Below are 22585 nucleotides of genomic sequence, written 5' to 3' on the forward strand. Positions count from 1 at the left end.
GAGTACATCGATTATACTCAGTGCAGGTAGGTCGAAGGACGATGACGATAAAAGAGGAGATTGCTTCGCTAGAGCCTGTACTGAGCCAGTCGAAGTACTCGCAATGACGTCTCTATGGATTCCCGATAACGGTCCTCGGGAATGACCGTAGGTGGAGGATTGCGGCTAGTAGCACTGGGTCGCACATGGGAAGGAATTAATTATAATACGAAATTAGAGATTTAGGAATTAGGAAAAATACAATATGGATTCCCGATGACGGATTTCGGGAATGACAACCCTTGCGATCTGTTCGATTAAGCTCAGGACAGGCCCTTCGACCCTTCGATGAAACTCAGGATGAACGGTTGGGGTATTGAGGGCTACCGATGACATATTTATGGATTCCCGATAACGGTCCTCGGGAATGACGGTCGCGGAGTGGATTCCCAATAGAGGCGTTCACAAGATCGCCCTTCTTGGACTTTTTTCTTGGTGTTATTACTTTATACCAAGCTTCCATCACTCTGCTCCTTTTGTACCAATTGGTAAACGCCTGGTACGATGGCGGGACTCTTCCGCAACAACAATAGCTCCCTTCTCCAGATCATCCCCTGAGTTTTTCAAAACCTTTTTCAATCTCTCCATCACATAGGGTGCCCTTGTATTATGAATCCTGAAAAATAGGGTGGACGTATTGGCGGATCATGTGCATATTTCTCTTTCGTTTTCACCGGGTTTATCGATAGCAAAGGTGGTAGTGATGTTGAAGAGTATATCGGCGTCGGTAATATTTGATCAGTATCCTGAGATAAAGAAGGAACTCAAGCTGTGGAGGAGTGATTTTTGGGAGAAGGGATATTTTGTAAGAACAGTAGGGGATGAGGTAAGGGTGGAAGTGATACGTAAGTACATAGAGTATCATAAGCATGAGGAGGTAAGTGCCAAGCAACTCAATCTTTTTTAAGAAGCCCCCACCTGTGGTGGGGAAGCTTCACTGTATAATTAAGAGCATACAATGAGAAGAGTAGGTATAATCCTTGACGCAGAAAATATATCTGACATAGTTGATCTATCTCATAATGCCGAAGCGGCTGGTTTTGATTCGGTTTGGGCTACTGAACTATATAGAACATCCTTTCAGCAGCTTTCAGTAGCTGCTCTTTCTACAAAAAATATAAGATTGGGTACTGCAGTTTCTCTAGCATTCGCACGCAGCCCTCTTATAACTTCTTTGAGTGCTCTGGATTTAGATGAGTTATCTAAAGGAAGATTAATTTTGGGATTGGGCTCTGGCGCCAAGCGTACAAATGAAAATTTTCACGGCTTAGCCTATGGCAAGCCAGTAACAAGAATAAAAGAGTGTATTGAGTTAATTAGACTCATAACAGGTGACACTAAAAAGCATGACCCCATTAAATTTGAAGGTGAATATTATAATGTGAATTTAAGTGGTTATCACAGGCCTTTTAAATCTTATCGGGAAAGCATTCCAATCTTTCTTGGAGGCGTTGGTGGTAATATGATACGGGCTGCCGCAGAGGTGGCTGATGGTTATCTGGGGCATGTTGTCTGCTCCTTGAGATACATAAAAGAAGTTGTAAACAAAAGTTTGAAAGAGGGTTTTGAAAGAACTGGAAGGGAAGGCCGCAGATTTCAGAAAGCCTCAATAATTACTTGCGCAATTTCAAAAAAGAAAAGTGATGCAAAAGAGGCTGCTAAGAGGACCATAGCCTTCTATGCAACTGTCAGGACTTATCGACCGCCTTTCCTTCTTCACGGGTTTGAGAGGGAAACTCAAAAGATAAGGGACGCTTATTTTAGTGGGGATATGGATTCCATGTTCAGGAGTGTAACAGATGAGATGGTAAATACATTTGCAGTAGTTGGAAATACCGACGAAGTCCTAAAAAAAATAGATGCGTATAAGCAATACATTGACCTTCCCATTCTCAGCGCCCCGCATTACTTTTTAGACTTTGAAGAAGTAAGAGAATATCAAAACAAGATCTTCGATTCTTTTGGCGTATAACTTGCGTCATAGGTATCGTTACAAGTTTGATAGGATTTGAGATATCGAAGATAAATGATATATTCAGTTTAAAGATAAATAATAGGGAGCAAACAGGTCAAGTAAGAATGCATGATGATATGTTGGTATTGGGCAATGAGGTTGATAAAGAAAAGCCTCTGCGGAGTGATGTCCGTTTCCTAGGAAACCTTCTCGGTGGGGTTCTTATAGAACAGGAGGGAGAAAGAATTTTTGATATTGTGGAGAAAATAAGGTTCCTTACGAAAGAAATGAGAAGGAATTACGTGCGCGATCATAAAGAGGAACTTGTATCGACAATACGCTCTCTCGACCATAAGGAGATATACAATATAACCCGTGCATTCACGACTTATTTCAAGTTGGTAAATATTGCAGAACAGAATCATCGAATCCGAAGGAGCCGTGAATACAGGTACATTTCTGATATCACGGATTCGGAAGAAGGATCATTAGAAAGTCTATTTAACCAACTTGCTAAAGAAAAGATTGACTTTGATAAATTTATTGAGCTTCTTCAAAGGATGTCCATCGAGCTTGTTCTTACTGCCCACCCGACAGAGGTTAATCGGCATATAGTACTTGAAAAGTATCGCCATATAGCAAATCTCTTGAAAGAGTTTGAAAATCCCGTTCTAAGTTCGGCTGAAAGAAGCTTTATTGAAAACGAATTAACCGCTGAAATCACAGGTCTATGGCAGACAGAGGAAGTTCCACCGTATCAAATATCCCCACTCGATGAGGCGAGAAACGTGCATTACTACTTCAGGGAAACCATATTTGACGCCATTGCGGAGATGTACGAAGAATTGGGAAATCGGATAAACGAACATTATAAAGTAAAGAATGTTGATATTCCGAGCTTTATAAGGTTTGGGTCATGGGTTGGGGGTGACAGGGATGGGAATCCGTTCGTAACCCATAAGGTGACATATGAGGTCATGCGTATGCAAAAGACGCTTGCTCTAGAGAAATACCTTGAAGCAATAGAACAAATAAAACGTCAGCTCAGTTCCTCAGCCAAGATAGTGCCCGTGAACCCGGATCTGATCGAGTCCATCAGGAGAGACGGAAATTTAATACCGGAAGAGTTAGATATTAAAAATCCCGTTGAATTTTACAGGATTAAGCTAGAATACATACGCAAGAAATTGGTTACCACTATTATTGCGAATGAAACTACGGAAGCTACGAACGGTCATTGTTATTCGACTAAGGAAGAGCTACTGGATGATTTACATCTTATCGATAAAAGCTTACGAGAAAATAAGGGAGAACGTCTCGCCGATTCTAGGTTAAAGAAGCTTATCCGTCAGGTCGATATATTTGGTTTTCATCTTGCAAAGCTTGACATCAGGCAACACAGCTCGCTTCATACTAATGCTATTTCAGAAATTACAGAGCGGCTGGGCCTGATTAAATATTTTGACATGGATGAAGATGAAAGGGTGAGCTGGCTTTCCGAGGAGTTAAATAATCCCCGTCCCCTTATTCCACGGTGGCTAAAACTATCCGAAGAAACAAGCGAAGCATTGGAAACCTTAAGGTGTGTAGGTCGTTGCCTTGAAGATATAAGTCCAGAGGCAATTGACACCTACGTCGTGAGCATGACCCACTGCGCGAGCAACGCGCTGGAGGTCCTTCTCCTTGCAAAGGAATCGGGACTATATTTTGCCGATGGCAACACCATAGTTAGTATGATGAATGTCGTGCCTTTATTTGAAACTATTGAGGATTTTAAGCGCTCGCCGAAAATTATGCGGAATCTCTATTCTAATCCCGTCTATAGAAGGCACCTCGCGGCGAGGGGAAACATTTCTGAGGTAATGATAGGTTATTCAGATAGCGGAAAGGATGGAGGGCTTCTCTCGGCAAGCTGGGAAAGCTACAAGGCTCAGATATCATTAAAACAGGCTGCGGATGAATTTGGGCTCAGGCATAGACTCTTTCACGGGAGAGGCGGAACTGTGAGTAGAGGAGGAGGTCCGACAAACCAAGCCATCTTAGCACGGCCGGCTGGAACGGTAGACGGCATCATAAAAATTACGGAACAGGGAGAGGTTATCTACAATAACTATGCACTACCGGAGATAGCTAGGGATAACCTCGAGCTTGTGACTACTGCCGTGATACTTACCAGTCTTAAGCAAGAAGCGATAAAGCCAGAGTGGAAAGAGGTAATGGAAGAGATTGCGGATAACGCTAGGCGTATATGGCGAGCCCTTGTCTATGAAGATCCGGATTTCTATACATATTTCAGGCAGGCAACACCTATCTCCATAATTGCTCAGATGGGTATAGGGTCACGCCCTGCCAAGAGGAAGACGAGTGACCGCATTGAAGATCTTAGGGCTATACCATGGGTTTTTAGCTGGACTCAGAATCGTCACCTCATCACGGGTTTGTACTCGGTCGGATCGGCATTTGCTGGATTTATTAAAAAAGACCCCGACAAAAATCTCAATATCCTCCAGGATATGTATAAAAACTGGGGTTTCTTTAAATCTCACATTGATAATATTCAGATGACGCTGGCGAAAGCCGATATGTGGATTGCCCTGGAATACTCTTTTCTTGTGAAGCCGCGGGAGGTGGGAAGACGTTTATTCGATAGAATAAGAAGTGAACATGAACTGACAGAACAGATAATACTTCAAATCACAAATCAGCAGAGGATACTCGATTATAATCCATTTCTTCAGAAATCCATCGAACTTCGGAATCCATATATTGATTCCCTCAGCTACATTCAGGTGGGACTTTTGAGAAGGCTGGGCAAGGGTGATTATGGACCTGGAGAAGAGTCCGATCTGATTGATAATCTGAAGCTCAGTATAAATGGGATTGCCGCTGGAATGAAGAATACCGGGTAGTATGATCGATGGAGATATAATTTTATACGGAATGAAAGATAAGCCTGTGAAATGCTTTGTATGGGAAAGGTCTTATGTTTTCTAAAAACAGCTAATGCTACCCGAATAAAGTACAGCTCTTTTTGGCGTGCGACTTCTTGTGTCATGCAAGGTTTATTCATTGCATAGTTGAATATTCGGGGGTGACGACATGAACGATATTGTCAATCCGATTCATTGTTTTCTTCCACCATATATTGTCGAGCGCATAGCGGAGTCTCCTGACCCCAAGATTAGGCGTCTCGCCATTAATGCGATAACAGTTGGAGTTGAGGCTCGTGCCGTAAGAAACACACTTTCTATGATGCCTGCTATGGCTGCAGTACCATCTCCAAGGGCTCGTAAGCATCGCCTTGTTTATGATTTAAAGAACCAGTATTTTCCTTTACCAGGAAAGCTTGCTCGTGAGGAGGGAGAGAGGAAAGTTAAGGACCCTGCCACAAATGAAGCATATGATAATGCAGGACATATCTACAATTTTTTCAAGAAGAATTTCGATCGTAATTCTATCGATGCAAATGGAATGTCTCTCATATCAAGTGTCCACATCGGTGAAAACGTCAATAATGCAATGTGGAATGGTGAGCAGATGATCTACGGTGATGGTGATGGAGATATATTCTTAAGATATACAAACTCTTTGGATGTTGCGGGCCACGAATTTACACATGGTGTAGTGATGTATGAAAGCAATCTTATATACCAGGACGAACCAGGGGCTCTGAATGAGCATTTTGCGGATGTGATGGGATCTTTGGTTAAACAATGGCGTAAGAAGCAGACAGCAAAGAAAGCCGACTGGCTACTCGGTGATGATTTGATTGGGCCAGGATTAAAAGCTAAGGCTGTAAGAACTATGAAAGGTGAGAAGGCATACGAAGATGATCCGATTCTGGGCACCGATCCTCAACCAAAACACATGAAGGACAAATTCACAGGATGGCTTGACAATGGAGGTGTCCACATCAATTCTGGTATCCCAAATCATGCGTTTTTTCTTACGGCCGTTGAAATAGCTGGATATGCATGGGAGAAAGCAGGCTCGATCTGGTATAAAACTCTCAGAAAACTTAACAGGTACAGTGTGTTTCAAGAAGCCGCCGAAACGACTTACCAGGTAGCGGGTTCTGACTTTGGAAATGGAAGTAAAGAACAAAAGGCCGTCAGGGCTGCATGGAATGCCGTCGGTATATCCGTTTAGAGGAATTTAAAAAAATAATGGGTATCTAGCAGATGAGAGTAAGATTTCAACAGTCCGGTGGATATGCTGGGTTAATTAGGGGATGTGAGTTTGATACAGAATCTTTGCCCCTTGAGGAAGCTGAGGCGCTTCATTCACTGGTAAAAAAGAGTAATATCAAAGGCAACCAAAAGTTAATTACCAGGGATGCACGAGATCTTAGAACATACACTATTACGGTTGAGAAAAACGAAGAAAGAAATAGTATTTCGTTCGATGATATGAGTGTTCCCAAAGAGGTTCAGGAGTTATTGGGTTTTTTGGAATCCAGAGCGAAACCTCAAAAACCTAAATAATATTTCAAGGCGGTAGGTGAAATCGAACATCCGACAAATGCAATATGGAGACGTGTGCCGCTAAAGTTAATGCGTGTCACTTCTTGACTTTATAATCTCAATATTGGTATTAAAACTATTAGTTAGGAATTTGCGCAAAAGCACATGAAGTTATGACACCTGTAATTCCCCTGTAAAAAAAGACTCATTTCCCTTGTATATTCAAATCGGAAAACTGGTAGATTTTAAAGTCTATCTCATAAAGATAGTCATTCCGGCTTTTTTTATAGAAAACTATTGAAACCTTTTTCTTATTTCTAAGTTACAATTATAAAATACACAATCAAGGGGGTAGTAAAAATGAAAAGATTTATACTTTTTTCGATTGTTCCACTGGTTCTATTTGCTTTTAGTGCATATGGTTACCAACATGGCAAAGGCCATGGTAAGTGGCTTTGGTGGAAAGATCCATCGATTGTTGAAGAGCTTAAGCTTGATGATAAGCAGAAAACGGAGATAGATGAGATTTCATCTACATACAAAGGGAAGCTTGAAGAGATGAGACCTGGAGTCGACGAGAAACGAAAAGCCTTTAAGCAGGCCATGGGAAATCCCGATTCAACTAGAGACGAGATCACTAAGGCGTATGACGAAATGTGGGATACCAAGCATAGGATGAAGAAAGTTATGTTGGAGATGAAACTCGATATAAGAGGAGTTCTGACCCCGGATCAAATAACGAAACTTAATCAGATAAAAGAGCAGCATAAACAGGAAATGATCCAGAAGCACAAAAAGCAATAAGATTCTGATATTTCATGAAGGGCGTATCCTACTCTAGGTATGCCCTTTAACACTACTCTCCAGACAACTCCATATTTTCCAAGAACAGTGCAAATTGGGACTTGTCGTCTTATTCATCATTAGCAACTGGATTCATTGTGAATAAATTATGATGGTATCACACATAAACGGCATTGCTGTTTATGAGGAATCATAAACATTGCTTTATTCTCAATTCGTGTAATCATACAAACGATGATAAGAGTCTCCAACGAACTCCTAATTTCTATTTCTCTCCTCACTATCTGGTACTTATCGACTGTCGTTTCAGTTGGTAACGAAATCACAGATCGGGTCGTTGTTCAGACTGAATTAGATGAATTGGTAGGTCAGTTCTGCCAGGAATACTGCCTTGGTAACGAAAGAAGAGGATACATTAAGACTGTAACGATAGAACCTAACAAAACAGGTAAATCTCATGTCTTCGGTAGAGCAGTTCTACAGAACCGGCAGGTCTTGAGTGAACCATACGAATTCGTACTGTATGACCATGATGTAATTTTAAATGTGGATGGAACATTAAACCACGAAACTTGTAAGTTACGTATCGATAAAGTCTTGGTCGAGAATGACTTCCAGGGTATTTTTGCCAATCTGTTGAAGAGTCAGGGTGATATTATAGGCAGAGAGGAGGATGTTCCTGATTGCAAGACGTTTGTTGGAGCATCCAAATGAGTGAAACATTGAGTTTGATAGCTGAATCTAGTCTGACAATCTCATTTATTCTGTATCCAAGGAATTCATAGAGAAGAGGGGAATACCCCTATTTTTAAATGAGTGAATTTGACGCCTTTCATCAAGGGAATTTTAAGCTAAAAGTCGAAGAGCAGCGAAAATGACGGGGGATAAGAATAGTAAAAAGGAACGGAGTATCCGTATGGTATATACGGCTTATAATCACCAAAATTTAAATAAGGCCTATAATACCTGTAGCCTCCATACGGATAGTGATTTCCATAGTAAGGATTTGGTTTGTAATAGCCATAATTTCTATAGGGAAAGTAGTGGCTATTGTGTCCAAACTGACCTTTATTATGAAAATGATGGCCATTGTGTTTATGATGGTGTCTATGATTCCCATAGTGATTAAATTTGTCTTTTGCGGCGCCTAAGATTGGATTGGCCAGGGAAATTAGTAAAACAACAATCGTAAGATATATTAGCTTTTTCATAACTTCCTCCTCAGCGTTATTTCATAGATATTAAACTCTGCGTTAAATAAAACGTTTCAGTGACTTTGATGACGTTAGAATTAGTAGTTAAATTGGTGCTTCAAAACTCTCTTAACTTTTATTAAGTTACATCATAATCTTCTTGCGACGGCAGATTCAATGGTAAAGTTATAATTATGGAAGAAATACTTCCCGGCGTTTTTCACTGGACAACGTTTCACGAAGGTATCGAACAGGATGTCCACTCTTACTACATAAATTCTACTGATCCGGCAATATTGATCGACCCCAGAGTTCCGGAAGAGGGCATTAAGTGGTTTGAAAAATACAAGAGACCCAAGCACATTTACCTGACAAACAGGCACCATTATCGTCACAGTGGACGATTCACTAAGGCATTTAGGGCTAAAGTCTGGTGCCACAAAGATGGGCTGCATGAGTTCACAAAGGGCGAACTGGTTACGCCATATAATCACGGAGATAAACTACCTGGAAATGTATTCGCTCTTGAGGTCGGGGTATTATGCCCGGAGGAAACGGCTCTATATATTCCAGTATCCGACGGAATAATATCTATTGGGGATGCGATCGTGCGCTATGATGATGAGTTGGGTTTTGTACCCGACTATCTGATGGGTGATGATCCAGAAGGAGTTTAAAATGGTTTGCGTAAAGTCTTCTTATCGATTCTTGAAACCGAATTTGATCACTTACTATTCGCACATGGAGAGCCCTGGATAGGCGGGGCCAAGAAAGGTTTACGGCGGTTCTTAGAAGAATGATAATGATGGGTGAATGAATTAAGGTCGTGGCTAAACATAAAATAAATGAGATTAGTATAAAAGTATTGGAAAACAGTGTCCGATACTTATTGTATCGGTTATCGGTTATTTTAGTTGGCAATGCATTGATTAATTATTGAATATCAACGGTCCGTAAATCCGGTCTTTCACTACTTACGCTTTCTAAATTTTAAAAAGGCTTCTGTCGCATGTTCTCATATGTATGATTCTCTAATCGTCGTAATCATCATAGTCTTCGATTTCTATTTCATGATGCTTGATCCTATGTTTAAAAAACGGCCCATAGGGGGTAATTATCACTGGAGCGGGTTGCACAATCACAGGTTGCTGGACAATATATGGAGAGGGTGCGATATAAACTGGAGCGGGAGCCACAAAGAGAGGTGCCGGGATACCCAATCCAAAGCTTAGAAAGACATTTGTCCGTGCCATTGATGATGCCGGAATCAGAAAAAGCGTTAAAAAGGACCCAATTAAAAGGAATTTCTTCATATCTTAGTGCTCCAACTATCTCATTTTAGTATATAAACCCCTCAAACGTCATTAAGGTTTCATCATATTAATAGAGCGGTGCAATATTTATACCAGCCGATTTAATACGATTTGCGGTTAAATTTATCAAATTTGTACAGGAAGTTATGATTTAATTGGCATTGAACTATATTAAAGCTTTGTCTTATAGTGTAAAAATACACGGTAGAATTTGTGTTAGTTTACACATAAAACTCAGCTTTTAGGAAAACGGAATACATAAATTGCTTGTATAATCCATTTGCTTTTTGTGGTATCACAGAGGTATGCAGGCTTAATAAAGAAGAAGACTAAACCAGTGGGGATCGTACCGCTTCAATTGACAAATAACTGTTGTGATTTTGGGTTATTTTATCAGCTTCCAAAAGTCCGAATATTTATATCTAAAGACGAGGGCTAGCAAATGACCTCCTGAGGTAAGAGGAGAGAGAACATTTCTTTTTGACAGAAAGATAAATAGTGTCTTTAAAAAAAGAGATTGGAGCGATTGATTAAAAAGATAGAATAGAAGATATTGGCATAGATGCCAAGGGTTCAGATACGACTACTTAATGTTTACGGGTGACCGCTTTATCTTTTCCTATGGCTCTATCTTTGTCTCTAATATTTCGAGGAACTTTGCTAACCAGTCGGGGTGTGCGGGCCAGGCTGGCGCCGTGACAAGATTGCCATCCACGTGAGCCTTGTCTACCGGTATATCTACAAATTCACCACCCGCATTATTAACGTCGGGTGCCACTGCCGGATAAGCAGAGCAACTCCTCCCTTCGAGTATACCAGCAGCCGCCAAGACCTGTGCTCCATGGCAGATTGCTGCAATGGGCTTATTTGTTTCAGCGAAGTGGCGGACAAACTTTAATACATTCTCATTTAGACGGATATACTCCGGTGCACGCCCGCCGGGAACGACCAGCGCATTGTAATCCTCCGGTCTCACTTCTGAGAAGGTTGCGTTGAGCGTAAAGTTGTGGCCTGGCTTCTCGCTATATGTTTGGTCACCGTCGAAATCATGAATTGCTGTCCGAACTTTTTCACCCGCTTTTTTATCAGGACAAACTGCGTGGACTGTATGTCCCACCATCAATAGCGCCTGAAAAGGAACCATTACCTCGTAATCCTCTACATAATCACCAACGATCATTAATATTTTTTTAATCATGCCGTTATTACCCCCTTATTTATTTGGTTATGGTAAGATCAGAGTTTCATTTAAAAATTAATTAGAGCAAACTTCCTTGTTATACAATTATACCAAATTATAAACCCATCTATCAAAAAGTTATACAACCCTTTAAGCAATACGGCGTCCTTCATCGACTCGAGAAACCAGATCATCAATTTTCTCCTATATTTGTAGGAAATCCTCGTTGACAAGATAAGTTGCTGAATGTATAGATACTATAGGTGGAATGCTTTTCCAACGCTCAGTGACAACTAATGTGCGTAAATAATTAGAATTTGTATTACCTTTCCTAAATAGAGTGGAGGAATTCAAGGTGATAGGGATCACAGAGAGACGTGCTCTTGGAAGTAAGCTTGCAGCATGGTCAAAAGAAGCATGTCCAAGTCTTAAGTTGGACGATGATTCGCGCGTTGCGGTGATTGGTAGTGGGCCTGCGGGGTCATTTTTTAGCTATTTCCTTCTGAACATTTCAAGAATGGTTGATATGGATATCCATGTAGATATCTACGATTCCCGAGACTTTTCCATTCCGGGTCCCACGGGATGCAACATGTGCGGAGGGATAATATCCGAGACTCTAATACAAAATCTGGCCGTTGAAGGGATTATTCTGCCCCCGACGGTAATACAAAGAGGCATTGACTCCTATATCCTGCACACGGATGTTGGCAAAGTTCGTATCGATACCCCGCTTCAGGAGAAGAGGATCGGAGCGGTGTACCGTGGCTCTGGTCCACGGGACGTAAAGGAGATAAAGTGGGGTAGCTTCGATGGCTATTTGCAAAAACTGGCCGTAGAAAAGGGGGCGCATCTGATACGCGGCCGGGTAGTTGATGTCAGTTTGGAGGATGGGAAGCCCCAAATCAGGACACGGGAGGGGGCGACACATGTATATGACCTGCTGGCAGTTGCGGTAGGGGTGAATTCAGGCACCCTCAAGCTCTTCCAAGGGTTAGGCCTAAACTACCAACTCCCGCGGACTACTAAAACCTTTATCCGTGAATATTACCTGGGCGAAGAAACGGTGGCGAGGTATGTTGGTAGCTCCATGCATGTCTTTTTGCTCAACATACCTCGATTAGAATTTGCTGCCCTCGTACCAAAGGGTGACTACGTGTCTCTGTGCCTTTTGGGGGAGGATATAGATTCGTCTCTGATACAATCGGTTCTGGATACCCCTGAGGTGAAGGAGTGTCTGCCTTCGAACATGCACTGGGAGCAAGGTTCTTGTCAGTGTGCGCCATACATAAATATCCACGGCGCCGAGAATCCTTATGCCAATCGAATCGTGTTTATTGGGGATAGCGGAGTAACCAGATTATATAAGGATGGAATCGGGGCTGCCTACCGCACCGCTAAGGCTGCCGCCACGACCGCTGTCTTTCATGGGATATCTGTTAACGATTTCAAGCGGTACTTCAGGCCGACCTGCCAGGCTATCAGTATCGATAACATGATCGGGAAGATGGTCTTTGCATTTACCCGCCAGATTCAGAAGAGACAGTTTGCTCGCCGCGCCGTTTTGCGTATGGTCTCCAGCGAACAACAGAAGGAAGGTCGGAGCCGGCGCATGAGCACCGTGTTGTGGGATATGTTCACAGGAAGCGCACCCTATCGTGAAATCTTAATTCGCACCTTTCACCCCTTCTTTCTGAGTCGTTTTCTCTGGGACATGGCCATTTCGGTGATACCCTTTAACGAGAGAAGACAATGAGTAGAGGATGTTATGGACACAGGTGTTTTGGGCAAGTTGTATCATCATGGTGAAAGCATAGTCCGCCAAGGAGAGACAGGAGATTGTATGTATATAGTCCAGGCGGGACAGGTCGAGGTACTTCAAGAGAAGGAAAGCAAGGAGGTGCGATTGGCGGTTTTAAATGAGGGGGATTTTTTTGGTGAGATGGCTATCTTTGAGCGTGAGGTACGCTCTGCCACTGTTCGTGCCATAGGCGAGGTACGGGTGCTCACAGTGGAGAAGAAAAACTTTCTCCGCAGGATCCAAGAGGACCCATCGCTGGCTTACCATATTGTGCAAACCATGTCCCACCGAATCCGGGAATTGAGCGCTGAACTGGTTCGGATAAAAACGAGAGGATAGGGGGTCAAGACTAGAAGTGTCAATTGCTCAAAAAAATTTAACTATGGAGAGTTTTGATAATGGTTAAGGGCTATAGGGAAGGCGTCCTTTATTTAACTCTGTTTTCATGGTCGGACGTCCCTGTGGTCTGTGATGTAATATCTGAGTTTCCATCCCTCCTAATATCTTAACGAATTCATCCGAATCACAGGGAAAGCTTTTCTTTGTGTTACTTCTTAATTATTTGACTTTCCGGGGGTCATCACTTTCGGCGGTGCATATATATATAGAACATATGAAGCCTGGCACCAAAAGGGTGTGCATCCCCCTTTGAATTTATATAGCAAGATCCTTTTGTTTGCCAGCATATCGCATGATCATTTCCAAACAAGGTGTTTCAATAACAAATTATGTGATGGAGTCCCATGATTTTGACTTCTATGAGTTGTTTTTATCATCGATTGCCAACTCATCTAAATTAAAAAGCTTGCCCAAAGTTTTTAGAACTAATTAAATTTTCAGTATATTTAAAACGATTTCTTGATAATCATTAATATAGCAACTCATAATTACTATAAAGTAATTAATTATGTGAGTATTGGATGGGGTAGTTTTACTAGAGTCTAAAAAGTTTTCTCTACGATTTTAGACATTGCATTTCTAAAGTCAAAGGGGTCGTGTCTTCATAAGGGGATAAGAGGGCGGCGATGACAAGATTGGAAAATCTGGTTAGACTTAGAATGGAAATTGATAATTAGATTTCTAAGTACCGACTTAAATTCAGACTGCTTTCAATGCAAAAATTTCCCAAGCCTATAGTTGTTCTGAGCAAATGCCTTGAGTTCGAAGCATGCAGGTACAACGGGCAGGTGATTCCGGATGGTTTTGTGAAGAAAATTGAGCCATACGTTGATTTTAAACCTGTTTGTCCAGAGGTTGAAATAGGTCTCGGGGTCCCTCGAGATCCGATAAGAGTTATATCCCAGGGTAAAGAAAAGAGACTACTTCAGCCTGCGACTGGCAGGGATATCTCATCAAAAATGTTGAGTTTTGCCGATAACTATCTGAAATCACTGAAGGAAGTTGATGGGTTTATATTAAAGAGCAGAACACCATCTTGCGGGATAAAGGATGTCAAGTTATTTCCCAATTCCGAAGATGGCACAGCCATCGGGAAGACTAAGGGATTTTTTGCCGGTAGAGTCCTAGAGCGTTTCTCAGGGTTGGCTATAGAGGATGAAGGCAGAAGAGGCAGCGAAGATAGCTTTAGGTGACGTACGATTTAATAGCGATAGTTCAAGGAGAAATATTCCTTATGCGTGAAAGAGTCCTGGTACTCGGAGCGTCAGGTTATGTAGGGGCAAGACTTGTGCCTTTTTTAATTGAAGATGGTTATTTAGTCCGTTCAGCAGGTAGAACAAAGGGCAATATGCAAAAAAGGCCTTGGTCTAATCACGAATCAGTTGATATTTGTGAAGCCGATGCGCTTGATAGAGAAACGTTAAAAAAATCCTGTGAGGGTTGTAGGTACGCATATTATCTTGTTCACTCCATGGATCCCGATCAGAAAAATTTTACCGATACGGACAGACAGGCTGCATTGAATATGGTTTGGGCCGCTGAGCAGAGTGGTGTCGAAAGAATTATTTATCTAGGGGGATTGGGAGGGCAAAGTCCACACTTGAGTAAACATTTAAAATCACGCGAAGAGGTCGGAAACATTCTTGAATCGGGTAGCGTGCCGGTAACCATCCTGAGGGCAGCCATGATCATAGGTTCTGGCAGCGCCTCTTTTGAGATTTTACGTTATTTAGTGGAACGTTTATCGATAATGGTAACTCCAAAATGGGTCCATACTCAATGTCAACCTATCGCAATAAGGAATGTTATCACATACCTCGTTGGCTGTCTAAAAAAACCTGAAACGACTGGAGAGACATATGATGTAGGAGGAGCGGAGATATTAACCTACCGTGATCTGATGGATATATACGCCGATGAAGCCCAATTAGGAAAAAGGTTTGTTATTTCGGTACCAGTGCTTACTCCAAAACTCAGCTCCTATTGGATTCATCTCGTCACCCCGGTTCCTGCTTCTTTGGGACGTCCGCTTGCAGAGGGGCTGAGTAATAAGGTTATTTGTGAGGAAAACCGGATTAGGGAAATTATCCCCCAAGACCTTCTGGATTGTCGTGAGGCAGTAAGTTTGGCGCTAGACCAGTCTCAACATAATTTGATAGGGGAAAATCATAATGATATGAGTACAATGTTGAAACATGTAGAATGGAGTTTCAATGGTGATCCTAAATGGGCTGGTGGAAAGATTTTTGAAGACCACAGAGCTGTTGTACTAGAATCGACCCCTGATAGGATTTGGGAGCCATTACTCAGGATCGGGGGTAAAAATGGATGGTATTACGCCAACTGGCTCTGGAAGTTAAGGGGATTGTTAGATCTGATCGTGGGTGGAGTAGGGCTGAGACCTGGAAGGACCGATCCAAATAAACTAACGCCCGGAGATTATATTGATTTTTGGAATATTTATTTAGTTGAACCTAATAAGCGACTTCTGCTAAAGGCTGAGATGAAACTGCCGGGTTCGGCAATTTTGGATTTCTATATTAGTCAGATTGACAATAATCATTCAGAACTGCACCAGATAGCTCGTTTTATACCAAGTGGTCTAGTGGGAATTATCTACTGGTATTCTGTAAAACCACTTCATAATATAATTTTCAGTGGGATGTTAAAAAGAATTGCTGACCAGGTAGGGGAGAGAGTCATTTCTGAACCCAGGCGTGTTACTAACGATTTGCCTTTAAATAACATTAAATAGATTATTTATTCTCTTAAATCATGACCCTTTTCAGTTTTAACATAATTCAGAAACTGCCAATTTCTACAACAAAAGCTTGGGATTTTTTTTCTAATCCCAAGAATTTAGAACTGATAACTCCTCCATGGTTGGCTCTAAAAATTACCTCTGAAATACGTGAAGAGATGTATTCAGGCATGATTATGACGTATGATGTAAGTCCGATTCTTGGTATTCCAGTAAAATGGATCACCGAGATCACTCATTTAGATAAGCCAAATTTATTCGTAGATGAACAGCGCTTCGGTCCCTATCGTTTCTGGCATCACGAGCACCACTTCCGACCTATTCCCAATGGAATTGAAATGCAGGATTCTGTTCATTACGTTATGCCATTTGGATTTTTTGGGAGCCTAGTTGGCAATTTAGTTGTAAATAAAAAGGTAATAGATATATTTAATTACAGATATAAAGTATTAGAGGGATTGTTCGGAAGGATTTCCTGATATTTTTGACTGTGCATAGCGTCAAGATTAGATTCTTGAATGACACATGTCAGAGTTGTCAAGATTGGTGCCTATGAATCATATGTTAGATATTAAATCTGAAAAGTAAATTGGAGGTTTTCCTCAAATGCCTGATAAATTGAAAGTAGGACAAAAGGCACCGAACGTTGAGGCCGAGACTTACGGAGGAGAAAAGATAAACCTAAGCGATTATAGAGACAAAAAAATAGTCGCACTTTATTTTTATCCCAAGGACGATACGCCGACTTGTACCAAAGAAGCATGTTCAATCAGGGATGGTATGGAGGATCTTGAGAAGTATGGAATTCAGGTATTGGGGGTGAGCACGGATGGAGTTAAATCTCATGAGAATTTTAAAAACAAATATGAACTCAATTTCCCGCTCCTGAGTGACAAGGGTAAAAATATAGTTAAGGCATATGGTGTTGAGAGTATGTTCGGTTCTGCAAAGCGAGAGACATTCTTGATCGATAAATCAGGGAATATCAGGTACATATGGGAGAAGGTTAAAGCTGATTCTCATGCTGCGGAAATCATTGAAAAAGCGAAGGAACTGGGCTTAGTTTAGCTAATTTATCAAAAAACTATTTTTTTCTGCTACATTAATCTTTTATTAATCGTTTATATTAATGGAATACAAACATGGAAAGCTTTACTTATCGGTCACGTATCAAAACATCTGCTAAAGATCTATTTAAATGGCATACACGCGCAGGGGCATTTGAAAGGCTGACCCCCCCATGGAAGGTTGTCGAGTTCTTAGAGAGAAGCAATGGAATAGAAGATGGTTCAAGGGTCATTATAAGAACCAAGATAGGACCAGTTCCAATGATTTGGTTAATCGAGCACAGGGATTATAAAGAAGAAAAGCAATTTTGTGACATACAGATTAAAGGGCCTTTTAGACATTGGGAACATACACACTCATTTGTTCCTGATGGCCCAAATGCATGTTTCATGGAGGATAATGTTAAATTTTTATTACCCATTGGGGCGTTGGGTGAACTCTTTGGGAATGAGTTGGTAATCAGAAAGCTTGAAACCTTTTTTGAATACCGTCATGGTACTCTTATGAAAGATATAAAAATGCATAAGAAGTACGGAGTAAAATCTATGCAAATATTGATAACTGGTTCAACGGGACTGATAGGTGCTTCGCTGATTCCGTTTCTCACAACTGGTGGACACAATATATCCTGTCTTAAACGTGATAAATTAAAAATTGGGGAGAATGATTCATACTGGAACCCCGAAAAAGGTGAGATCGAGGTACCGAAACTTGAGGGATTCGAAGCGGTAGTACATTTGAGTGGAGAAAATGTCGCCGGCCGATGGTCAGATGAAAAAAAGGCCGAAATAGAAGACAGCAGGGTTAAGAGCACAGGGCTTTTATGTAATGCGCTTTCCAAGCTTGAGAAGAAACCAAGTGTGTTGGTGTGTGCTTCTGCCATCGGGTTTTATGGTAATCGCGGTGAGGAGATTTTAACAGAAGAAAGTAAGCCAGGAAAGGGATTTCTGGCTGACGTCACCAAGAAATGGGAGGCAGCTACAGGAATAGCGAGGAAAGCCGGTATTCGTGTGGTTAATTTACGGTTGGGAGTTGTCTTAAGCCCACGTGGCGGCGCCTTGGGGAAAATGCTTTTCCCGTTTCGTATGGGTCTAGGGGGAAAGCTTGGCAGCGGGGGCCAGTACATGAGTTGGATCTCAATTGATGATGTGATTGGAGCGATTTATCATGCCATCAAAAACGATTCTCTTGAAGGGCCTGTAAATGCAGTTTCACCGAAACCGGTTACAAACCTGCAATTCACAAACACGTTGGGGAATGTGATTAATAGACCTACTTTTTTTACGATGCCTTCTCTACTATTAAGAACATTATTCGGTGAAATGGCTGACGAAACCCTGCTTTCAAGTACTCGAGTGATACCATCTAAGTTGTTGTCGACTGACTATGAGTTTCAATTTACTGATTTAGAAGCATCTCTTAGGAATCTGTTAGGAAAACCGAAGGTCTGATACAATAGTTGTTTGTGGCGGATGATTAGTGTAATCCTAAAATGATTATTCGGTCTGTCAAAACATCTTCTCCTCTGTGTTGTATGTTTAATATTTCAAAAACTTCTTATTATTCTTGAAATTTATGGCTTGAAAATAGGGAGAAGTTTACCAGTGGATAAAGCGAACAAGAAAGGAGCGCATAAACTCGGTGCACTTAGGGAAATAGATATGGATCCGGATCCCGTCATTCAGTTTAGGAAATGGTATGAAGACGCATTCAGGTCTAAGTCTATCCAGCCGGATGCTATGACCGTGGCTTCGGCGACAAAAGACGGTAAGCCTTCCGCGAGAATGATGCTTCTTAAAGATGTTGACAGCGAAGGGTTTGTGTTTTATACGAACCGAGAAAGTAGAAAGGGCGAAAATTTTTCACAAAACCCTAAAGCCGCTATTGTATTCTGGTGGCCCTTGTTCGAAAGACAGGTCCGTGTAGAAGGAATTATTGAGAAGATTTCAGATAATGAGGCTGATTCATATTTTAAGACTAGACCTAGAGGAAGTCGACTTGCGGCATGGGCATCAAATCAAAGTAGGGTCGTTAGCAGCCGAGAGGCTCTCGATCATCGATTTAGTGAATTAGAGGCCTTATATAAAGGTCGTGATATTTCAAGACCCCCGTATTGGGTTGGTTATCGACTCAGGCATTCTACAATTGAATTCTGGCAGGGTAGGCCAAATAGACTCCATGACCGATTGAAGTACAGGCAAGTCGATGGGGAGGGCTGGATTATAGAGCGTCTTTCGCCATAACTAGATTACTCCCGCCGGTTGCTCACAGGGCCAGAAATTACTTCTCTCATAATCTTGAGATACTGTGATTCACGATCAGATTGTAAAAGGGGAAATATAAAGTGTTCTATCAGACAGAAACGAACCAGCACCATGTAGTAATAATAGGAGGTGGATTTGGTGGATTATACGCTGCAAAGGCTCTTGGAAAAACCGACGTGAGGATAACTCTCGTTGATAAGCGAAATTTCCATCTGTTTCAACCGTTACTGTACCAAATTGCGATTGGAGGACTATCACCCGGTGATATAGCTTCACCACTCAGAGCGGTATTGCGAAAATATAAGAATATCGAGGTCATAAAGGCAGAGGTAATTGATTTAGACCCGGAACACAGAAGAATCACGTTCCGAGACGGCGAGCTAAATTACGATTCACTGATAGTTGCGACTGGTTCTACTTACAATTATTTTGGTCATGATGAGTGGGCAGAGATAGCCCCGGGTATAAAGACAATCGAAAACACACTTGATATTCGTCATCGTATATTTCTTGCGTTTGAGGCAGCAGAGCGAGAGGCTGATATAGCTCAACAGAAATCGTGGATGCGGTTCGTGATAATAGGAGCGGGGCCGACCGGTGTGGAACTCGCAGGTGCAATTGGAGAACTGGCTCAAAGTACATTAAGAAATGATTTTAGACATATTGATACATGCGAGACTGAGATAATCTTGTTGGAAGGAACGGATAGGATATTGCCTACATACCCGGAGGAGCTTTCGATAAAGGCCCAGGAATCACTCGAACGATTAGGAATTACGGTGAATAAGAATGCGATGGTAACTGGTATCAAAAAAAGCTTCGTCACATTCTCTAAAGATGGAAAAGAAGAAACGATTCAGGCTAAGACGATACTATGGGCTGCGGGAGTAAAAGCATCATCTCTGGGTGAGGTACTTGCCAGACGTACTGGCGGAAAACTGGATAGTGCAGGTCGTGTTATAGTCGAACCGGATCTCAGCATTCCTGGCTTTGACAACATTTTTGTTATTGGAGACCTCGCGAATTTCAGCCATGAGGATGGGAGGCCACTTCCGGGAGTAGCGCCCGTCGCCATGCAGGAAGGGCTCTATGTAGCAAAGCTCTTGGAAAGCCGATTTAGAGGAAGGAACTTACCTCCATTCAAGTATAAAAACAAGGGAAGCCTTGCTGTCATAGGACGAAATGCCGCGGTAGCAGACTTTGGTAGATTTCGGTTCAGCGGGTTTTTTGCATGGCTGATCTGGATTTTTATACACATTCAATATCTTATCGAATTTGATAATAAAGTTCTGGTACTTATTCAATGGGCTTGGAATTACTTTACTCGAAAACGCGGTGCCAGACTTATCACCGGTGAGGATACTAAAGTACTTTCTGAAAAGTAGGGAGAGGAGATAAAAGAACGGAAAGCTGACATTCTTATAACTTCCATAACATGATAATCTGAAGATCTTACAGAGGAATAATTGGTATCCTTATGTTTCAGCTATGCTACGCTTTTCCAAGTACTTAGGAAGTCAGGTTTAACTAGTGAATTCCCTGTAGCTTGCTGCAGGGAGTTTCATTCCGGAATTACAATCGAAGAGATATGATCCGGAATGTATCTATATCAAAAAATACATCCCGGAATTAAGAAAAATAGAAAACGAGAGACTACATGATCCTTTAACGTATGATTTGCAATATTGTAGACCGGTAGTCGATCATTATAGTATGAGTGTAATAACAAAAAAGATTTATATGAAATCTTTGACTTAGCTAAAGGCTCGATTCTTTTTAATGCCTATATATATAATTACCGTTCCAATCATTAACTCTATTGATTTTTCTAAGAGGAATCCGGCTTCTTTTAAGAGGCCAATAAAGTTGTCTCTGTCCGGAAATTTTGAAATCGAATCACCGAGATATTGATACTCCTCTCTTTTATTGAAGACCGATGCTACGAGCGGTAGAACTCGTTTAAGGTAAAACATATATATTGGCCCAAAAATTTTATTGTTTGGGACTGCAAATTCAAGTATTCCCAATTTACCCGTTGGTTTTAAAACCCTATTCATTTCCTCTAATGATTTCAGAGGGTCTACTGTATTTCTTATTCCAAAGGCTATGGTGATCGCATCAAAACTATCATCTCTGAATGGTAGGCTTTCACCAACCGCTCGTATAAAATTTATTTTCTTGTTTAAGCCAATGCAGTTTATTTTCTTTTGTCCGAGAACTAACATTTGAGCGCTGGGATCCAGACCAATAGCGTTCCTCTGGTTATTATTTTTTAAAATCTCAATCAAAACCTCACCAGTGCCAGTGGCAATATCAAGGACATAATCAGTACCTTCTATTTCTTTAGCCAATCTCTCTCTCCATCGCTTGTCCCTACCTAGGCTGAAAATTGTATTGAGCAGGTCGTAGTTTTCTGCTACAGAGTTAAAGATGGACCTAGTATTTGGCATGATATGCAAATGGTTGTTACTATATTATTTGATTTGGACAATCCCTAAAAGATTTACTATTTGTGAAGCCATTTACAAAATTGCCCTTCGTCCCTTATCTCAAATAGTGATTTATCCCTATAAACCTGTTTCAAAATATATAAGAATTTAAGGTTCAGTCAAACACTATTAAACAGTCTCCTTCATGTTGATCGTTTCTTCCAGATTGCTATAGAGTTTCTAGTGTCATTGATGCGAGCCCATTGATTTTGCTCAGTAGTAACTCCGCGAAGGAATTCCCTCGTCTACTGTCAATTAAAGATTCAGGATACATTTGAGAATATCCGAGGTGGTTATAATTCCAACCAGATCCCCGGTACTCGAAACGACAGGAAGGGCATTGAATTTTTTCTCACATATTATTCGAGCCGCCTTTTCCACCTCCGCATCGTCAGATATTGTGACGAGATCGAAACGCATCACATCTCGCACATTTAAACTTGACTCTACATAAGTTTGAACGATTGCCATACGGAGATCTCTGTCTGTAACAATGCCGATTAGTTTTCCATTCTCAACCACGGGGGCCTGACGGAAGTGGTGCTTCAAAAGTGTCTGAAAAGCACCGTTGATGCTCTCATCGGGCGAGAGGCTCACGGGATTAAGAGTCATGAGTTCCTTTATCAACATATATTTACTCTATCATTAAATTTAGCATGTATTATACCAAGAGTTAATCTCCAGAAAAGGAAAATAAATTGAAAACCTAATTGACACTAATCCCATAAGCAAGGGTAGCTACACGATCGTTTTCCGAGTTATCTCCCATTTTGTGATGGAGCCTAAACATTAATTTAAATGTCTCGACAAACGACACCACGAATGCGGGATCTTAAGCGATTGAGCATACTCATCGC

Annotated in this window: 22 protein-coding genes; 17 read left to right on the plus strand and 5 right to left on the minus strand. The window is 41.4% G+C overall.

The window, feature by feature from the left end; genetic code table 11:
• The first annotated feature begins 676 nt into the window (after positions 1-676).
• The 7 genes from tnpA to VGA95_10105 all read left to right on the plus strand — a co-directional run bounded on the left by tnpA (position 677) and on the right by VGA95_10105 (position 7974).
• Positions 677-946, plus strand: a complete 270-nt coding sequence (gene tnpA, locus VGA95_10075) for an IS200/IS605 family transposase (protein HEX9666886.1) — start codon at positions 677-679, stop codon at positions 944-946.
• Between the two features lie 51 nt (positions 947-997).
• Positions 998-2011, plus strand: coding sequence for an LLM class flavin-dependent oxidoreductase (locus VGA95_10080; protein ID HEX9666887.1), 1014 nt, complete (start codon positions 998-1000; stop codon positions 2009-2011).
• A gap of 107 nt (positions 2012-2118) precedes the next feature.
• Positions 2119-4902: a phosphoenolpyruvate carboxylase gene (gene ppc / locus VGA95_10085; GenBank protein HEX9666888.1), complete on the plus strand. Its 2784-nt coding sequence runs from the start codon at positions 2119-2121 to the stop codon at positions 4900-4902.
• Between the two features lie 190 nt (positions 4903-5092).
• The gene (locus tag VGA95_10090) at positions 5093-6142 is read left to right on the plus strand and encodes a M4 family metallopeptidase (GenBank protein HEX9666889.1); all 1050 of its coding nucleotides are present in this window, start codon (positions 5093-5095) and stop codon (positions 6140-6142) included.
• Positions 6143-6174: 32 nt separating this feature from the next.
• The gene (locus tag VGA95_10095) at positions 6175-6477 is read left to right on the plus strand and encodes a protealysin inhibitor emfourin (protein HEX9666890.1); all 303 of its coding nucleotides are present in this window, start codon (positions 6175-6177) and stop codon (positions 6475-6477) included.
• A 339-nt stretch (positions 6478-6816) separates the two neighbouring features.
• Positions 6817-7260 carry a Spy/CpxP family protein refolding chaperone gene (locus tag VGA95_10100; GenBank protein HEX9666891.1) on the plus strand — a complete coding sequence of 148 codons (444 nt, stop codon included), beginning with the start codon at positions 6817-6819 and terminating at the stop codon, positions 7258-7260.
• Positions 7261-7494: 234 nt separating this feature from the next.
• Positions 7495-7974, plus strand: a complete 480-nt coding sequence (locus tag VGA95_10105; GenBank protein HEX9666892.1) for a hypothetical protein — start codon at positions 7495-7497, stop codon at positions 7972-7974.
• Between the two features lie 137 nt (positions 7975-8111).
• Here VGA95_10105 and VGA95_10110 read toward each other — a convergent pair whose 3' ends face one another.
• The gene (locus VGA95_10110; GenBank protein HEX9666893.1) at positions 8112-8471 is read right to left on the minus strand and encodes a hypothetical protein; all 360 of its coding nucleotides are present in this window, start codon (positions 8469-8471) and stop codon (positions 8112-8114) included.
• Positions 8472-8647: 176 nt separating this feature from the next.
• Here VGA95_10110 and VGA95_10115 point away from each other — a divergent pair, with 176 nt between their 5' ends.
• The gene (locus VGA95_10115) at positions 8648-9130 is read left to right on the plus strand and encodes a hypothetical protein (GenBank protein ID HEX9666894.1); all 483 of its coding nucleotides are present in this window, start codon (positions 8648-8650) and stop codon (positions 9128-9130) included.
• 354 nt (positions 9131-9484) lie between these two features.
• Here the strand turns inward: VGA95_10115 and VGA95_10120 are convergent, their stop codons facing one another.
• Positions 9485-9766 (minus strand): hypothetical protein, encoded by a 282-nt coding sequence (locus VGA95_10120; GenBank protein HEX9666895.1) that lies wholly within the window; start codon positions 9764-9766, stop codon positions 9485-9487.
• A 619-nt stretch (positions 9767-10385) separates the two neighbouring features.
• On the minus strand, positions 10386-10964 hold the full coding sequence (locus VGA95_10125; protein ID HEX9666896.1) for a DJ-1/PfpI family protein: 579 nt from the start codon (positions 10962-10964) through the stop codon (positions 10386-10388).
• Positions 10965-11301: 337 nt separating this feature from the next.
• Here VGA95_10125 and VGA95_10130 point away from each other — a divergent pair, with 337 nt between their 5' ends.
• The 9 genes from VGA95_10130 to VGA95_10170 all read left to right on the plus strand — a co-directional run bounded on the left by VGA95_10130 (position 11302) and on the right by VGA95_10170 (position 20624).
• The gene (locus VGA95_10130) at positions 11302-12702 is read left to right on the plus strand and encodes a hypothetical protein (GenBank protein HEX9666897.1); all 1401 of its coding nucleotides are present in this window, start codon (positions 11302-11304) and stop codon (positions 12700-12702) included.
• A 12-nt stretch (positions 12703-12714) separates the two neighbouring features.
• Positions 12715-13086 (plus strand): cyclic nucleotide-binding domain-containing protein, encoded by a 372-nt coding sequence (locus VGA95_10135; GenBank protein HEX9666898.1) that lies wholly within the window; start codon positions 12715-12717, stop codon positions 13084-13086.
• A 773-nt stretch (positions 13087-13859) separates the two neighbouring features.
• Positions 13860-14339: a DUF523 domain-containing protein gene (locus VGA95_10140; GenBank protein ID HEX9666899.1), complete on the plus strand. Its 480-nt coding sequence runs from the start codon at positions 13860-13862 to the stop codon at positions 14337-14339.
• Positions 14340-14380: 41 nt separating this feature from the next.
• Entirely contained in the window at positions 14381-15901 is a 1521-nt protein-coding gene (locus VGA95_10145; protein HEX9666900.1) for an SDR family oxidoreductase, read from the plus strand.
• A 20-nt stretch (positions 15902-15921) separates the two neighbouring features.
• Positions 15922-16386 carry an SRPBCC family protein gene (locus tag VGA95_10150; GenBank protein ID HEX9666901.1) on the plus strand — a complete coding sequence of 155 codons (465 nt, stop codon included), beginning with the start codon at positions 15922-15924 and terminating at the stop codon, positions 16384-16386.
• A 127-nt stretch (positions 16387-16513) separates the two neighbouring features.
• Positions 16514-16975 carry a peroxiredoxin gene (locus tag VGA95_10155; protein ID HEX9666902.1) on the plus strand — a complete coding sequence of 154 codons (462 nt, stop codon included), beginning with the start codon at positions 16514-16516 and terminating at the stop codon, positions 16973-16975.
• A gap of 74 nt (positions 16976-17049) precedes the next feature.
• Positions 17050-18426, plus strand: a complete 1377-nt coding sequence (locus VGA95_10160) for a TIGR01777 family oxidoreductase (GenBank protein HEX9666903.1) — start codon at positions 17050-17052, stop codon at positions 18424-18426.
• Positions 18427-18579: 153 nt separating this feature from the next.
• The gene (gene pdxH, locus VGA95_10165; protein HEX9666904.1) at positions 18580-19218 is read left to right on the plus strand and encodes a pyridoxamine 5'-phosphate oxidase; all 639 of its coding nucleotides are present in this window, start codon (positions 18580-18582) and stop codon (positions 19216-19218) included.
• A 101-nt stretch (positions 19219-19319) separates the two neighbouring features.
• Positions 19320-20624 carry an NAD(P)/FAD-dependent oxidoreductase gene (locus VGA95_10170; GenBank protein HEX9666905.1) on the plus strand — a complete coding sequence of 435 codons (1305 nt, stop codon included), beginning with the start codon at positions 19320-19322 and terminating at the stop codon, positions 20622-20624.
• Between the two features lie 369 nt (positions 20625-20993).
• On the opposite strand, the gene ubiE is transcribed toward VGA95_10170, so the two are convergent.
• Together ubiE and VGA95_10180 are read right to left on the minus strand one after the other, a co-directional pair.
• Positions 20994-21689 carry a bifunctional demethylmenaquinone methyltransferase/2-methoxy-6-polyprenyl-1,4-benzoquinol methylase UbiE gene (ubiE, locus tag VGA95_10175; protein ID HEX9666906.1) on the minus strand — a complete coding sequence of 232 codons (696 nt, stop codon included), beginning with the start codon at positions 21687-21689 and terminating at the stop codon, positions 20994-20996.
• Positions 21690-21983: 294 nt separating this feature from the next.
• Positions 21984-22358, minus strand: a complete 375-nt coding sequence (locus VGA95_10180; protein ID HEX9666907.1) for a CBS domain-containing protein — start codon at positions 22356-22358, stop codon at positions 21984-21986.
• Positions 22359-22585 lie beyond the last annotated feature (227 nt).

It is taken from the genome of Thermodesulfobacteriota bacterium (assembly GCA_036397855.1).
GTDB lineage: Bacteria > Desulfobacterota_D > UBA1144 > Nemesobacterales > CSP1-2 > DASWID01.